11 protein-coding genes and 1 pseudogene are annotated in these 15,577 nt (G+C 68.4%); 5 read left to right on the forward strand and 7 right to left on the reverse strand.

Annotated features, from left to right (window positions below):
* Positions 1-717 precede the first annotated feature (717 nt).
* Both AAH979_RS39910 and AAH979_RS39915 read left to right on the forward strand, forming a co-directional pair.
* Complete coding sequence (locus AAH979_RS39910; protein ID WP_346263312.1) at positions 718-939, forward strand: hypothetical protein; 222 nt, start codon at positions 718-720, stop codon at positions 937-939.
* Entirely contained in the window at positions 936-2,147 is a 1,212-nt protein-coding gene (locus AAH979_RS39915; protein WP_346263313.1) for an alpha/beta fold hydrolase, read from the forward strand. The genes AAH979_RS39910 and AAH979_RS39915 overlap by 4 nt, the downstream gene beginning before the upstream one ends.
* A gap of 997 nt (positions 2,148-3,144) precedes the next feature.
* Here AAH979_RS39915 and AAH979_RS39920 read toward each other — a convergent pair.
* Positions 3,145-3,693, reverse strand: a complete 549-nt coding sequence (locus AAH979_RS39920; protein ID WP_346263331.1) for a helix-turn-helix domain-containing protein — start codon at positions 3,691-3,693, stop codon at positions 3,145-3,147.
* A gap of 118 nt (positions 3,694-3,811) precedes the next feature.
* Between AAH979_RS39920 and AAH979_RS39925 the strand changes: the two genes are divergently transcribed.
* A complete protein-coding gene (locus tag AAH979_RS39925) occupies positions 3,812-4,597 on the forward strand; it encodes an SDR family oxidoreductase (RefSeq protein WP_346263314.1) in 786 nt (261 codons plus the stop codon).
* Positions 4,598-4,896: 299 nt separating this feature from the next.
* Here the strand turns inward: AAH979_RS39925 and AAH979_RS39930 are convergent, their stop codons facing one another.
* Positions 4,897-5,919, reverse strand: a complete 1,023-nt coding sequence (locus tag AAH979_RS39930) for a transposase family protein (protein ID WP_346263315.1) — start codon at positions 5,917-5,919, stop codon at positions 4,897-4,899.
* Positions 5,920-6,050: 131 nt separating this feature from the next.
* Here AAH979_RS39930 and AAH979_RS39935 point away from each other — a divergent pair, with 131 nt between their 5' ends.
* Positions 6,051-7,679 (forward strand): IS1634 family transposase, encoded by a 1,629-nt coding sequence (locus tag AAH979_RS39935; protein ID WP_346263316.1) that lies wholly within the window; start codon positions 6,051-6,053, stop codon positions 7,677-7,679.
* A 118-nt stretch (positions 7,680-7,797) separates the two neighbouring features.
* On the opposite strand, the pseudogene AAH979_RS39940 reads toward AAH979_RS39935, so the two are convergent.
* Positions 7,798-8,365: pseudogene (locus AAH979_RS39940) on the reverse strand (IS5 family transposase); the annotation flags it as partial.
* A 189-nt stretch (positions 8,366-8,554) separates the two neighbouring features.
* Here AAH979_RS39940 and selD point away from each other — a divergent pair.
* Entirely contained in the window at positions 8,555-9,580 is a 1,026-nt protein-coding gene (gene selD, locus AAH979_RS39945; protein WP_346263317.1) for a selenide, water dikinase SelD, read from the forward strand.
* A gap of 78 nt (positions 9,581-9,658) precedes the next feature.
* Here selD and AAH979_RS39950 read toward each other — a convergent pair whose 3' ends face one another.
* From AAH979_RS39950 to AAH979_RS39965, 4 genes are all read right to left on the reverse strand, one after another.
* A complete protein-coding gene (locus AAH979_RS39950; protein WP_346263318.1) occupies positions 9,659-10,768 on the reverse strand; it encodes a sugar-binding protein in 1,110 nt (369 codons plus the stop codon).
* Between the two features lie 69 nt (positions 10,769-10,837).
* The gene (mmsB, locus tag AAH979_RS39955) at positions 10,838-12,142 is read right to left on the reverse strand and encodes a multiple monosaccharide ABC transporter permease (RefSeq protein ID WP_346263319.1); all 1,305 of its coding nucleotides are present in this window, start codon (positions 12,140-12,142) and stop codon (positions 10,838-10,840) included.
* Complete coding sequence (mmsA, locus tag AAH979_RS39960; RefSeq protein ID WP_346263320.1) at positions 12,139-13,686, reverse strand: multiple monosaccharide ABC transporter ATP-binding protein; 1,548 nt, start codon at positions 13,684-13,686, stop codon at positions 12,139-12,141. Before mmsA ends, mmsB begins: the two co-directional genes overlap by 4 nt.
* A 592-nt stretch (positions 13,687-14,278) precedes the next feature.
* A complete protein-coding gene (locus AAH979_RS39965) occupies positions 14,279-15,568 on the reverse strand; it encodes an OFA family MFS transporter (protein ID WP_346263321.1) in 1,290 nt (429 codons plus the stop codon).
* Positions 15,569-15,577: the final 9 nt, after the last annotated feature.

Below are 15,577 nucleotides of genomic sequence, written 5' to 3' on the forward strand. Positions count from 1 at the left end.
GCTGGGATGTCCGTCAAACCGGGTCAGACCCACGCCTACGCCTGGCTGGTGGTGGCCCGATCCCTTGCCGTAAAAGGGGAACCGGTCCCGGCGAGCCCATGATGATCGGCTACACCGTACCGGAGATCCGACGACTGCTCACCGCACTCACCGTGCGACGACCCCGCCCAGCAGAACAGGTCTGGGCCTGGTCCCGATGGCGCCGACGACGCCAGTACCAGGCCAGACTCTGCCACTACCGACGACACGGCTACCCCTGACACTGCCGTTGCAGTACTAGGCCGCACCGCGCCGCAGTAGCGAAGTGTGTGTGTGGGGGTGTGCAGGCGCGTGGTGAGTCGTTGTCGGATTCCGAGACTGCCGGGTGTCGGCGTACTGGCTCCGGTGCAGAGACAGGTACGGCTTGACGTACAAAGCTGCATCGGGGTCAGCCGGCCTCCCACTGATTGGCTACCTTGACGCCCATGGGACCACCCGACGTTCCGGTTGGTGACTTTGCGTAACGAGCGTCGATCCAACGACGGGCGGCTCGGCTTCCGCTTCTGCTAGATAAGCGGCTGTCGGAGGGTGTCCTTTTGAGGATTCGCTACCGGGCATCTGGCGTGTGTGGGGCGGGGGCGGCTTCGAAGGAGTCGCGTGGCGCAAGCGTCCTGTTGAGGAAGATCGGTACAGCGATTAGCGTTAGCGATGATCTCGTGAGTGGGGGGCGGTAGTCGCATGAACTTGTTCGCTGTGCCCACGGCCGAGATAGACGCTGAGCTGATCGGTTCGCGCCGCGACATCCATATGCATCCTGAGCCTGCCCGGGATGAGCGGCGTACATCGGCACTGGTCGCCGAGCGGCTTCGCGCCGCGGGCATGGCCGTCGCAACTGGCGTGGGTGGCCATGGCGTGGTGGCGATGCTCGACGGCACCGCCACTACCCAGGCCAAGCCATGACTGGCTGGTTCGGCATTATCGTCGCGGCGATGGTCGTCGCGACGACGCTGGCCGCCTGGTCACGGATCTATTGGCGGCATATCACCTCCACAGACCGGAGTCTGCTGCGAGCCAACCGGATCGTGCGCGCAGGTCGGTGGTTTCGAGCGGGTTGTGCGCGCCTGCTGGCAACGGTGGCCGCCTGGCCCCACGTCGTCGAAATTGCCGCTGGGCTACCCCGGGCGAGTGTGCCGGCGACTCCCTCCTCGGTGTTATGGCGGTCCGGTCCGGCAGTGCTCCGGCGCTACCCGAGCGAACGCCATACACCTGGCCCACCCGTCCTCGTCGTGCCTTCGCTGGTTACCCGCTCCTGGGTGCTTGACCTGGCGCCGGGCCGCAGCCTGGTCGCCGCGCTTCTCAACGCGGGTCATGACGTGTACCTGCTCGACTGGGGTGTCCCGGGACCTGCCGAGGCAGGCTGCGGGTTCGACGCTTACGTCGCCACCTTGATGCTGGCCGAGCAGGCGGTCCGTCAGCACAGCGGTCAGCCGGAGCTGCATCTGGTCGGCTACTGCCTGGGCGGCACGCTGACTCTGGCCACGCACGCGGCACTCGGCGACGCCGGGTTGGCGTCCCTCACTGCGATTGCCCCATCCATCGACACGGCAGTCGCGGGCCGCCTGGGCGGGTTGCTCCGCTCACCGCGCCTGCCACCCGTTCTCGCCCTCGACGGGCACGGCCTGGTGCCCGCCCCGCTCATCCGGGAGAGCTTCCACTGGCTCCGCCCCATCGCGCTACGCACGGCGCTCGTCACCTGGCGGAGCCGACGGGATCCGACCTGGCGAGCCACGGCCGGCCCGCTGGCCCGCTGGGTCTGGGAGCAGACACCCATCCCCGGCGCGTTACTGTTCGACCTCGTCGACTACGCCCGCAGCAACGCCCTCCGCGACGGCCGCTGGACCGTGTACGGCCGGCCAGCACGCCTCGAAAGCCTCAACGTGCCCGTCATGCTCGCGGTCGCCGCGCGTGACCACATCGTGCCGGCGCCAGCCAGCTACGCGCTCAGCGATCGCCTGCGCCGCCCGCCCCGAGTGGTGGAATGCCCCGCCGGGCACGTCGCCATGCTCGCCGGCGCCAGCACCCACTCGATCCTCTACCGTGAACTCTTGGACTTTCTGGCCGCCGCTTCGGCCGAACAACACCGTGATCAGGCCAACGGCGAAAGGTAGCTGGTGCCGACCCACTTCGGTGGACACAGCGTTTCTGACGATCAGGCTGCCAGACCGACCTTCTCAGCGTGACGGGCATCGAGGGTAACCGGCGAGGCGCCGTCGATGGCGGAATCTCGGCCCTGCCGGCTATGAAGACCTCGATGTGCTCGAAGACAGCGAACGTGGCGTCGCGTTGCGACTCGAACCGCCGGGTCAGTGGGTACCCGATGCAGCTCTGTCTCCAGCGAGGCGAAGAACACTATCGAGTTGTCGTAGGCAGGCAGCGACGGACCCCATCGAAGCGAGTGCGTCGTCTGAGCGCAGCTCCCGAGCCTCGGATCCACAGCTCCTCTCAAGTACACCGTCACTGCGATCGAAAACGAGTTTGACCACTAGCGTTCGAAACAATCCGGACACCCGCCGACACGGTCACCGGAGGGATCTGCATGACATCCGCATCTGCTTGATCCGCGCGTATCCGTCCACAATGCGGTTACCAAGGGTAGTTGAACGCAATACCTCGCCTGAGTGATAACGACCTGGGGATCAATTGTGGTGGGTGTTGGGGTTGGGTTCATCGGGCGGCGGCGCGGTCGCTGGCCAGGCTGGTGATGGCGCGGATGATTTCGGGTAGCAGGTCGCGGCGGCCGGTGAGGCGTTGCAGGGTGCGCCACCATTTGAGTTCGGCGATGGCGTGTTCGGCGGGGATGCGTTGCGCGGATTGGGCTTTGCGTGCTGTTTCGTAGGCGGCTACCTCGTGCGCTGGGTGCCTTTCTTCGGTTTGGGTGGCGGGGCGATGACCTGGTCGGGGTGGTCTTTGGCCAGGCCGCGGTAGCCGGAGTCGACCCAGGATCTTCACGTCGGGGTAGGCGTCGCAGCCACGCCGAGCAGAACGCCGCCATCGCCGGCTATGTCCGATGGCGCAACAAACGCGCCCGCCCCAAGACCAGCTTCGCCGCCAGTTAACCCATCCGAAGCTGGACCAGTTATCCGGTCAAGGCTGCGTGATGGGCAATTAGCGCTCGTTGAAACCGTGTAGCAGGGTGTCGACGAGGCGGGTGGCCAGGGCGTCGGCATCGTGGCCTTCGTCCGGTCCCGTCACCGCCTCGTGAATGAGCGCATAGTAGACGCGGCGCACCCAGTTGAGATCAGCGTTCGCGCGGAGCAGGCCGGAGTCGCGTGCCCTGCGAAACATCTCGTCGCACCGGTCTCGGACCTCGGCGTGAACACGCGCGACCTCGGGATCGACCGAAGCGGTCCGACTCATCGCGTATCCCCAGTCGATCTTGACGCGGAGTACGTTCGCGGTCACCTGGTGAAGCGTGACCAGGGCCGGAGCCGTGGTTGTGTAGGCCGACTCGACGGCCTCGGCGAACCGCCGTGTGGCCCAGGCGCCCATCGCGTCGACGAGCGCGTCGCGTGAGGCGAAGCGGCGGTGCACGGTCGTACGGGCGACCCCGGCGGCCTCGGCGATCTGCTCCATGCTCGCCGCCGGGTTCCGACTGAGGACGCGTTCGGCCGCCTCCAGGATCGTCCCCACGGTTCGCTCCGTGTCCGAGCGCATCTTGCTCACCTCGCCAGGTTACATCAACGTCCTCACTTAAGGGGAACGTGCAACATCGATGTTGCGAGTTGTAGTGTCGGCGCGTCGAGGATGTTGCGAATGAACGGAAGGTTCTGCCATGGATCTAGGACTTACCGGCAAGACCGCAGTGGTGACCGGCGCCAGCCGGGGGATCGGACTGACGATCGTGCGGGCGTTGACGAGCGAGGGTGTGCGGGTGGTCGCCGGAGCGCGCACGCTCACCGCCGAGCTGAAGGAGACGGGCGCACTCGTCGTGACCGCTGACCTGGCCACCGCCGCGGGTGCCACCGCGCTGGCCGAGCGGGCGATGGCCGAACTGGGCGGCGTCGACGTACTGGTCAACAACGTTGGTGGCGGCGAGGGAGAGGGGCAGACCGGCGGGTTCCTCTGCTTCGACGACGAGCAGTGGCTGGAGACCTACAAGCTGAACTTCCTCAGCGCGGTACGCGTCACCCGGGCTGCGCTGCCCAGCCTGGTCGAGCGGGGCGGCGCGATCGTGAACATCTCCTCCAACGGCGCCCGACAGCCGGGCGCCGGGCCGGTCACCTATACGACCGCGAAGGCGGCGCTGACGGCATTCGGGAAGGCGCTGAACGAGGAGTTCGGGCCGCGGGGCGTGCGAGTCAACACGGTCTCGCCCGGCCCGTCGCGGACCTCGATGTGGGAGGGAGCACAGGGATACGGCGCGGAGCTGGCCAGGACGCTGGGGGTGCCGCACGAGGAGCTGCTCCGGGCGCTGCCGGGACAGGCTGGCATGACGACGGGCCGGTTCGTCGAGCCCGCCGAGGTAGCCACACTGGTTGTCTACCTGGCCTCGCCGCTCGCTGGCAGCATCGCCGGGGCCGACTACCTGATCGACGGTGGCGCGGTCAAGACAGCCTGATTACCCGACGCGGTCAGCTCTCGGCCAGGGCCCAGTCGTGGCGCTCCAGCACGACCTCGACCAGCTCGGGAGCCGGGGCGAGGACGCCACGACCACGGCGGTGCCGACTTCGAGGGTGGCCTGCCGGGCATCTGGATGGACCACTGCCACAACTTCGCGCACGCTGAGGCGGGCATGATCATGTACCTCGCGTACGCGGGCGTCTCCGCCACCAACGCGGGCCACTAGGGCGAGCGGGCCGTCGTGGGTCGGTGGCCACTTACGACCTGGGGTCAATTCAGGTGGGTGTTGCGGTGGGTTCATCGGGCGGCGGCGCGGTCGCTGACCAGGCCGGTGATGGCGCGGATGGTTTCGGGTAGGGCGTCGCGGTGGCCGGTGAAGCGTTGCAGGGTGCGCCACCATTTGATCTCGGCAATGGCGTGTTCGGCGGGGATGCGTTGCGAAGATTGGGCTCTGCGGGCTGCTTCGTAGGCGGCGATCTCGTCGGGCGGGGCGTCTTTCTTCGGTTTCAGTGGTGGGGCGATGACTTGGTCTGGGTGGTCTTTGGCCAGCCCGCGGTAGCCGGCGTCGACCAGGAATTGCACGTCGGGGTAGGCGTCGAGGAGGTCGTCGATGCCTTCGGTACGCACGGCGGTTTGGTCATGCTGGCGGCCGGGGCGAATGGCGCCTGCCCAGATCGGCCGGCCGTGGGCGTCGGAGGCGACGGTGGCTTTGATGGTGTTCTGCTTCTTCTTGCCGGATACGAACGCCCGCCGGCCGGGTCGGTTGGCTTTGGGGCGGCGGACCTGGATCTCGGTGCCGTCCAGGCGGACGGTGAGCCCTTCGGCTGCGGCGTAGGCCAGCACGTCGGCCAGGGTGTGGAGGCGTTGCCCGGATGGGGTGGCGAAGCCTCGGTTGGCCAGCAGTGGCCGGATCTGGCGGATCGCGGCCGACACGGTGGATCGGTCCACGCCGTAGAGCAGGGCCAGGGCCTGGTGGGGTAGGGCCAGGCGTAGCCAGGCGAGGGTGAGCAGCAGCCGGTCGCGCAGGGTCAGGGTTTCGGGGTGTCCGGCGCCGGGCCAGCGGTGGCGGTCCCGGTCGCCGCGTCGGCGGTGCAGGCGCCCTTCTCTCGCGGCGTGAAACGGTTCGGTCAGTTCGGTAACGAGGCGGTCCAGGTGGTTGCGGGAGATGCCGGTGAAGACAGAATGGGACAGGGCCGCACGGGCCTTCTCCCGAGTTCCGCAGCTCGTAGGAACACGAGCTTGATCGGATCGGGGTCGTTGCTGGTCACGGGCTCGCAGACCTCTCGGATCGCGCCCGCGGGCCCGAAAGTGTAGTAACACGACCGGAGATTCACATCTTGTGCTGCCAGTGGTGATGTGGTTTCTTCGTAGTCCTGTATCTGCGGTTCACGTCGCGGACGAACGCCGACGGCAGCGTGGTGCGCTACGTCGCCCTGGCGCACAACCGACGCGTGGACGGCAAGATCAAGCCTGATGTGCTGATGAACCTCGGCCGCGTCAACCAGGTCGACGTCGAAGGACTGCGCCGGCTCGCCTCGTCGATCAACAAGCACTTCGGTGGCGACGGCGACGGCGCGGGTGTGGAGGCCGGCCTGGCTGCCGGGGCGGGACCCCTCGAAGTCGTCGACGCCCGCTCGATCGGGTCGACCTGGCTACTCGACGGCCTGTGGCGGCGCCTCGACGTCGCCGCGGCCGTGCGCGCGGCGGCGGAGGCGCGCAGGTTCACCACGAACATGGAACGGGTGCTGTTCGCGCTGGTCGCCAACCGGGCGGTGGCGCCGATGAGCAAGCTGTCGGCCGCCGAGTGGGTCGGTGAGGACACGGTCATCCCGGGTCTGGCTTCGATGGACGACGACCACGCCTACCGGGCGATGGACCTGCTCGTCGACGCGGACACGCAGGGCCAGGTGCAGGAGGCGGTGTTCTTCGCCGTGGCCAACCTGCTCAACCTCGAGGTCGACCTGCTGTTCTTCGACACCACCAGCACCTACTTCGAACGCGACACCGAAGACGAGGGCGACGACGCGTTGCGCAGGTTCGGGCACTCAAAGGACCACCGAGGTGACCTGCCGCAGATCGTCATCGGCCTGGCAGTGACCAAGGAAGGCATCCCGGTCCGGTACTGGTGCTGGCCCGGTAGCAGCAACGATCAGCAGGTCCTCGCCGAGGTCCGCGACGACATGCGTGACTGGAAACTCGGCCGGGTCATCACGGTGGTCGACCGCGGGTTCTCCTCCGCGGACAACCTGGCCTACCTGCGCCGCGCCGGCGGGCACTACATCGCCGGGATGCGCATGCGCGACGGCAACCCCCTCGTCGAGCAGGTCCTGGCCCGCCAAGGCCGCTATCAGCAGGTCAAGGACAACCTGCGCGTCAAGGAAGTACGCATCGACGGCACCGACGTGCGGTTCGTCATCTGCCACAACCCCCACCAGGCACAACGCGACAAGCAGCAACGCGACGACGCGATCGCCCGCATCGAAGCCGAACTCGCACGCATCCGTGACCAGCGCGAACGCGACGCCAAACGCCCGCCTGGCGACAGGACCCGCCAGCGCAACGAAGCCGCCCACGTTCGCGCCGAGTGCGCGCTGCGCGACCACCCCAGCCTGGGCCGGTGGCTCGTCCAGCAGCCCAACGGACGGCTGAAGGTCAACAAGGCCAAGGTCAAAGCCGAGGAACGACTCGACGGCAAGTACCTCATCGCCACCTCCGACCCCGCCATCACCGCCGAGGACACCGCCCTGGGCTACAAGAACCTCCTCGAAGCCGAACGTGGCTTCCGGGACCTGAAGTCACAGCTGCTGCTGCGGCCGGTGTTCCACCGCCTCGAACACCGCATCCGTGCTCACGTCCTCATCTGCTGGCTCGCGCTGCTGCTCGTCCGCGTCGCCGAACGGACCACCGGCCAAACATGGCGAAACATCAACCGGCAACTCGGACGAATCAGTCAGGTCACCCTCGCCGGACCCGCCGGCACTGTCGTGCAGACCACGCCACTGCGGCCCGAGCACAAGGCCATCTACCAGGCGCTTTCCGTCCAACCGCCAGCCCGGGTCACCGCGTTCGACCCCCGCTAGCCAAGATCAGACTCCGGCGGCAGGGCCTAGACACACGACCCTTCGGCGATGCGCATCCATCTTCGCTGCTCCGCGCCCAGATTCCGATGATCGTTTAACTACAAGCTGCGGAACCCGGGTAGGTGTCGAAGTCGTAGCCACGGTCGGCGTACAGCGTGTCGGGTCGTTTCCGGGGCCGGCCGCGGATGCCCTTCACCGGTGGGATCGCCTCGACCAGGGGGATCAGTTGGGTGACGTCGTGGCGGTTGCCGCCGGTCAGGCGCGCGGCGAGGGGGATGCCGCCGGCGTCGGTGATGACGTGGTGTTTCGAGCCTGGTTTGCGGCGGTCGACCGGGTTCGGTCCGGTTTGGGCCGCCTTTGAGCGCCCGTATGTGGGAGCCGTCGATCACCGCCCGGGACATGTCGAGTTGGCCGGCGGCTCTGAGTTTGGCCAGGAGCACGTCGTGCAGTCGTTGCCACACGCCGGCGTCGTTCCAGTCCCGCAACCTGCGCCAGCAGGTCATCCCCGACCCGAACCCCAACTCCTTCGGCAGGAACTCCCAGGGGATCGCGGTGTAGAGGACGAACAGGATCCCGCACAGCACCTTGCGGTCGTCCAAGGGTTTCCGGCCGGGGAACCGGGTCCGTCGGGGTGGTCGGGCCGGCAGCAACGGTTCGATCTCGGCCCACAACTCGTCCGAGACGATCCACGGCGGCTGCTCACCCCTCCTCACATCCAGACAGAACGACCCTCACCTCCACCGGATACGCCCAACATCATTCTGTTAGGAGTTTAAGAGTCTGCGTCTCTCAACTGGAACAGTTTCCGTAGCCCGCGCACCGGCACGACGCGCGACGGCTGCGATCCCTCCCCCGGAAGGTGCGACAGTGGTCGGGTGACCACTACCGAACGCCACCGGCTCACCCAGTACGCGCACGGCGGCGGCTGCGCCTGCAAGATCCCGCCCGGCGAGCTGGAGGAGGTGGTGGCCGGCCTGGTCGGCACCGCCGTCCCGGCCGGGCCGGGCGAGCTACTGGTCGGGCTCGACGACGGCGACGACGCGGCGGTGGTCCGACTGGAGTCGGGTACCGCGGTGGTGGCGACCGCCGACTTCTTCACCCCGGTGGTCGACGACCCGTACGACTGGGGCCGGATCGCCGCCGCCAACGCCCTCTCCGACGTCTACGCGATGGGCGGCACCCCGGTGGTCGCGGTGAACCTGCTGGCCTGGCCCCGGGAGGTGCTGCCGCTGACGCTGGCCGCCGAGGTACTGCGCGGCGGGCTGGACGTCGCCCGGGAGGCGGGCTGCCACGTCGCCGGCGGGCACAGCGTGGACGACCCCGAGCCGAAGTACGGGATGGCGGTCACCGGGATCGCCGACCCGGAGCGACTGATCCGCAACGACGCCGGCCGGGCCGGACTGCCGCTGACCCTGACCAAGCCGCTCGGCGTCGGGGTGCTCAACTCCCGGCACAAGCAGACCGGCGAGGTGTTTCCGCAGGCGGTGGCGGCGATGACCGAGCTGAACCGGGCAGCCTCGGCGGCGGCGGTGGCGGCCGGGATCCGCTGTGGTACCGACGTGACCGGCTTCGGGCTCCTCGGTCACCTGCACAAGCTGGCCCGGGCCTCCGGGTTGACCGCCCGGGTGGACGCGTCGGCCGTACCGTATCTGGACGGCGCCCGGGCGGCGCTGGCCGACGGTTTCGTCAGCGGCGGCACCCGGCGGAACCTGGCCTGGGTGCGCCCGCACCTCGAGGCGGCCGGGGTCGCCGAGGACGAGGTGCTGCTGCTGGCCGACGCGCAGACCTCCGGTGGCCTGCTGGTCGCCGGTGAGCTGCCCGGCCATCCGGTGATCGGCGAGCTGCTGCCGGCCCGGGACGACGGGCGGACCCTGATCGTCGCGGGCGGAGAACGGTGGTGACAGGCGGAGAAGACGGGACGGGTCCCCGGGATCGACGATCCCGGGGACCCGGACGGTGCAACCCGCTGCTACTGCTGCTTACTTGGCGCCAGCGGTGAGCGGGGCCAGCTTCGGGTCGTTGGCGTACGCCTCGACCACGTTCTTCTTGGTGACGATCAGCGGCTCCAGCAGGTTGGCCGGGACCACCTTGACGCCGTTGTTGTAGGACTCGGTGTCGTTGGTCTTCGGGTCGTTACCGGCCTGCAGAGCCTTGACCATCTCGATGGTCTCCTTGACCAGGTTCCGGGTGTCCTTGTTGATGGTCGAGTACTGCTCGCCGGCCACGATCGACTTGACCGACTCCACCTCGGAGTCCTGCCCGGTGACCACCGGCAGCGGCTTGCCGGCGCCCTTGACCGAGGTCAGGATCGCCCGGGCCAGGGTGTCGTTCGGGGAGAGGACGCCGTCCAGCGTCTTGCTGCTGTAGGTCGAGGTGAGCAGCGAGTCCATCCGCCGCTGCGCGTTCTCGGCCTTCCAGCCGTCGGTGGCGGTCTGCTTGATGTCCTTCTGGCCCGAGCCGACCACCACGTTGCCGGCGTCGATCTCCTTCTTCAGCACGTCCATGGCACCGTCGAAGAAGACGCCCGAGTTGTTGTCGTCCGGCGAGCCGGAGAAGAGCTCGATGTTGTACGGACCGTTCGGCTTCTTCGCCTTCATGCCCTCCAGCAGCGCCTGGCCCTGGAGCTGGCCGACCTTGAAGTTGTCGTACGCGACGTAGTAGTCGACGTCCTTGGTGTTCTTGATCAGCCGGTCGTAGGCGATGACGGTGGCACCGTTCTGCTTGGCCTGCTCGACCTGGGTGGTGAGCTGCGCGGCGTCGGTCGCGCCGATGACGATCACCTTGGCACCCTTGGTGACCATCGCCGAGATCTGCGCCTGCTGGTCGGCGACCGTGCTGGTGGCGCCGGCGTACTGCACGTCGGAGGAGAAGCCGGCCTCCTTGAGCCCGTTGGTGAACAGGTCACCGGCGAGCACCCAGTTCTCGGAGGTCTTGGCCGGCAGCGCCACCCCGATCAGCGAGTTGGCGGCGAAGCCCTTCTCGGCCCCGGCCTCGTCGCCGCCGCCGTCACCCGACCGCTCGGAGCAGGCCGTGAGGGCCAGCAGGGCGATGGCGCCGGCGGCGACACCCCTGGCTAGGAATCTACGCATTGCAGGTTGCCCTTCTTTACAAGGTGGTGGGGGTGGGGCGGAGGTTTTCCGCCCCACCGGCGGTGACCGTCAGCCGGCCACCGGAGTCTTGGCGGGCTCCTGACCCGTCTCGACGCTGGGCGTGGGCGCCGGCCCGGTGGGTGTCTCCCGGCGGAAGGGGCGGGTCACCGATCCGATGATCGAGAACCGCCCGCGGTTCTTGTTGTAGACGTCGAAGGCGACGGCCAGCAGCAGAACCAGACCCTTGATGATCTGTACCCGGTCCGAGCCGACACCCATCAGCTGGAGACCGTTGTTGAGCACCGCCATCACCAGGCCACCGACGATCGACCCGCTGATGGTGCCGAGGCCGCCGGAGACGGCGGCGCCGCCGATGAAGACCGCGGCGATGGCGTCCAGCTCCCAGCCGATGCCGTCCTGCGGCCCGGAGGCGGCCGACCGGGCGACGAAGATCATGCCGGCCAGCGCGGCCAGGATCGACATGTTCATCATGACCAGGAAGTTGACCCGCTTGAGCTTGACGCCGGAGAGCTCCGCGGCCCGGGCGTTGCCGCCGACCGCGTAGATGTGCCGGCCACCGGCGGTGTTCCGGGTGACGAAGGAGTAGAACACCACCAGGACGCCGAGGATGATGCCGGAGACCGGGAAGCTGGTCCCGACCCGGCCGCCGGCGAACAGGAAGGCCGCGTACAGGATCACCGCGACCGGCACGGCGACCCGGATCATCGAGATCCACATCGGTGCCACGTCGGCGTCCATCTCCCGCCGGGTACGCCGGACCTTCCACTCCCGGACCACCACGGCGACCGCGACGAGCAACCCGAGCAGCAGCGTGAGGTTGTTGTAGCCGGTGTTCGGGCCGACCTCCGGCAGGAAGCCGGCGCCGATCACCTTGAAGCCCTCCGGCACCGGGATGGTGTCGGCGCTGCCGATGAACTGGTTGCCGCCCCGGAAGAGCATCATCCCGGCCAGCGTGACGATGAACGCCGGTACCCCGATGTAGGCCACCCAGAAGCCCTGCCAGACGCCGATCGCGGCGCCGACCAGCAGGCCGAACAGGATCGCCACCGGCCAGGGCAGCGACCAGTCCTGCATGGCCCGGGCCACCACGATGCCGACGAAGGCGGCGATCGAGCCGACCGACAGGTCGATGTGGCCGGCGACGATCACCATCAGCATCCCGATGGCCAGGATCAGGATGTACGAGTACTGGCTGACCAGCGAGATCAGGTTGCTCGAGTTCAGCGTCAGCCCGTTGGTCAGGATCTGGAACAGCAGGACGATCGCCACCAACGTGAAGATCATCCCGAACTGCCGGGCGTTGGATGTCGTCCCCGCGAACAGGGACTTCTGGAGTTCCTTTATGCGACTCACCGGATCTGCGCCTTCTTCGCTGAGGTCATCTGCTTCATGAGGAGTTCCGGATCGGCGTCCCGCCGTTCGATGTTGCCGGTGATGGTGCCCTCGAAGACCGTGTAGATGCGGTCGCAGAGGCCGATCAGCTCCGGCAGCTCCGAGGAGATGACGATGACGCCCTTCCCCTGGTCGGCGAGCTGCTGGATGATGCCGTAGATCTCGTACTTGGCGCCGACGTCGATGCCCCGGGTCGGCTCATCGAGGATGAGCAGGTCCGGGTCGGTGAACATCCACTTGGCCAGCACCACCTTCTGCTGGTTGCCGCCGGAGAGCTTGGTGACGCCCTCGTCGACGTTCGGAGCCTTGACCCGCAGGCTCTTGCGGTAGCCCTCGGCCGCCTGGTACTCGCGTACCGGGTCGACCACGCCGTGATCGGTGATCTTCGAGAGCTTGGCGGAGACCACCGAGGTCTTGATGTCGTCGAGCAGGTTCAGGCCGAGCGACTTGCGGTCCTCGCTGACGTACGCCAAGCCGTGCTTGATGGCGTCGGCCACCGACTTCAGCACGATCTCCTGCCCGTCCTTGAAGATCTGGCCGCCCTGGTAGACCCCGTACGAGCGGCCGAAGACGCTCATCGCCAGCTCGGTACGGCCGGCGCCCATCAGCCCGGCGAACCCGACGATCTCGCCCCGCCGGACGGTGAAGCTGGAGCCCTTGGCCACCATTCGGTCGGCCGAGATGGGGTGCCGGACCGTCCAGTCCCGTACCTCGAAGAAGACCTCGCCGATCTTCGGGGTGTGGTCGGGGAACCGGCTGTGCAGCTCCCGGCCGACCATGCCCCGGACGATCCGGTCCTCGTCCACCCCGTCCGCCTTGACGTCCAGGGTCTCGATGGTCTTGCCGTCCCGCAGGATGGTGATCGAGTCGGCGATCTCGGCGATCTCGTTGAGCTTGTGCGAGATGATGATCGAGGTGATGCCGCGCTGCTTGAAGCCGCGCAGCAGGTCCAGCAGGTGCTGCGAGTCGGACTCGTTCAGTGCGGCGGTCGGCTCGTCCAGGATGAGCAGCTTGACGTCCTTGGCGAACGCCTTCGCGATCTCGACGAGCTGCTGCTTGCCCACGCCGATGTCCTTGATCAGCGTGTCCGGGTCCTCCCGCAGCCCGACCCGGGCCATCAGCTCCAGGGCCTGCCGGTTCGCGCTCTTCCAGTCGATCGCACCGCCGCGCCGGGGCTCGTTGCCGAGGAAGATGTTCTCGGTGATCGACATCCCGGGCACCAGGGCGAGCTCCTGGTGGATGATCACGATGCCGGCCTGCTCGCTGGCCCGGATGTCGGAGAACCGGCTCTCCTCGCTCCGATAGATGATCTCACCGGAGTAGCTGCCGTACGGGTACACCCCGCTGAGCACCTTCATCAGGGTCGACTTGCCGGCGCCGTTCTCGCCCGCGATCGCGTGGATCTCGCCGCGCCGGACCACCAGGTTGACGTCGGAGAGCGCCTTGACCCCCGGAAACTCCTTGGTGATCGCGCGCATCTCCAGCAGCACGGGAGCGTCGCTCATCGCCGACGCCCCCCGGTCCGGGCCGGTACGGCGGGCCGGCGGGGGGCAGCCGGGGCCGGCCGCCCGTCGTCGGGGCGCCAGAGGGAACCGCGCGCGTCCAGCGGCTGGTCGCCGCGCCGCGTCATCAACATCATTGTTGCCTCCGGGCAGGTCGTCAGACCGGCTGACATACTTTTGTTGCCTGGAGGAACTTATTGGAAAGCGAGGAAGTTTCGCAAGATTTCGTGACCTGGTCTTGACAAATTCACAGGGTCCCGGCTCATCGGCCGGCGCTCCACGTCACTGCGGGCATCGAACGTCCGCAACCGGAGACGATCACGAGGTTCGACCGAAGCGTCCGGAGAAGCGCCAGCCGTGCCGGGCGAGCACCTGACGTCCGTTCCCCGCCCTGCCCGTCCGGGGCGGCCCGGCGGTCGCGGGAAATCCGGTCACGGTCCGGCCGTCCGAGCCCGCTCACCATACGTCCAGCAGCACCGGACCGCGCCACCCCGGGCCGGTGGAACGTGCGGCCGGTCACGCCGGTGGGGCGCCCCGCCGGCCGACGGGGTCGCCCCGATACGCCGCCGGCCGATCGTCGGGATCACAGCGCCGGTCACGGGCCGGTGACCTCGTCGTCCGGCCGGGCGGCGCCGGCTCGGGACGGCAGCCGGGTGATCGGCGGCAGCACCAGGGCGACCACCGCGATCACCGCGAGGACCGTGAACGGCAGGGTGTAGGAGTTGCCGCTGGCCTCGAAGAGCGTCGCGGTCAACAGCGGTCCGGCCACCCCGCCGATGCTCCAGGCCACGATCATCGCCCCGTAGACCGCACCGGCGTGCGGGGTGCCGAAGTAGTCGGCCGCGGTGGCCGGCATGGTGCCGAACCCACCGCCGTAGGCGAGGTAGATCAACGCGGCGAGCACCGCGAAGAAGGCGAAGCCGGCCGCGTGCGGCAGGATGAAGAAGCACACCGCCTGGAGCGCCAGCATCCCGCCGAAGGCGACCATCCGGCCGGTCTGGTCCGACAGCCACGCCCAGCAGAGCCGCCCGGCGCCGTTGAAGAGCCCGAGCACGGCGACCAGGGTGGCGGCGGTGGCCGAACCCACCCCGGTGATCGCCTGCGCGGCGTCGGCGGCCTGCGAGATGAAGGCGATGCCGCAGGTCACGTTGAGCGCCAGGATCGCGGTGAGCAGGTACCACTGCGGGGTCCGCAGCGCCTCGGCGAGGGTGTAGACCCGGGTACCGGCCGGCACCCGGCCGGTGGTCACCGGGCGGTACCCGGGCACCTGGTAGCCCGGCGGCGGATTCCGGAAGAACGAGGCGCCGAGCAGTACCGCGACCAGGTACGCGATGCCCAGCGGCAGGAAGACGCTGGGCTTGTCGGTGGTGTTGCCCAGCAGCGTCTTCGCCACCGGGGCGGTGATCACGGCGCCGAAGCCGAACCCGGCCACCGCGATCCCGGTGATCAGACCCCGGTGGTCCGGAAACCACTTGGTGAGCATCGCGATCGGGGTGATGTACGCGGCGCCGAGCCCGATCCCGCCGAGCACACCGTAGGTCAGCACCAGCAGCCAGAGCTGGTCGGCGTCGGAGACCAGCGAGGCGAGGATGTTGCCGACCGCGTACAGCACGCCGCCGCCGAGCGCGACCGGCCGGGGACCGCGCCGGTCCTGCACCCGGCCACCGAGCAGGCTGCCGATGAAGATCGTGCCGATCGCCACCTCGAACGGCAGTACCGCCTCGGCCTTGCTCCAGCCGAACGCCTGCTGCAACGGCTGGTTGAAGACGCTCCAGGCGTACACGGCGCCGAGGGCGAGCTGCACCAGCACGGCGGCCACCACCAGGCCCCACCGGCCCGCCGTCGGGCTGCGCTGTCCCCGTACGCTTTCGACTGTCCCTGCCATGAGCGTGAC

Origin of the sequence: Plantactinospora sp. ZYX-F-223, from assembly GCF_039649625.1 — a bacterium.
Classification (GTDB): Bacteria; Actinomycetota; Actinomycetes; order Mycobacteriales; family Micromonosporaceae; genus Plantactinospora.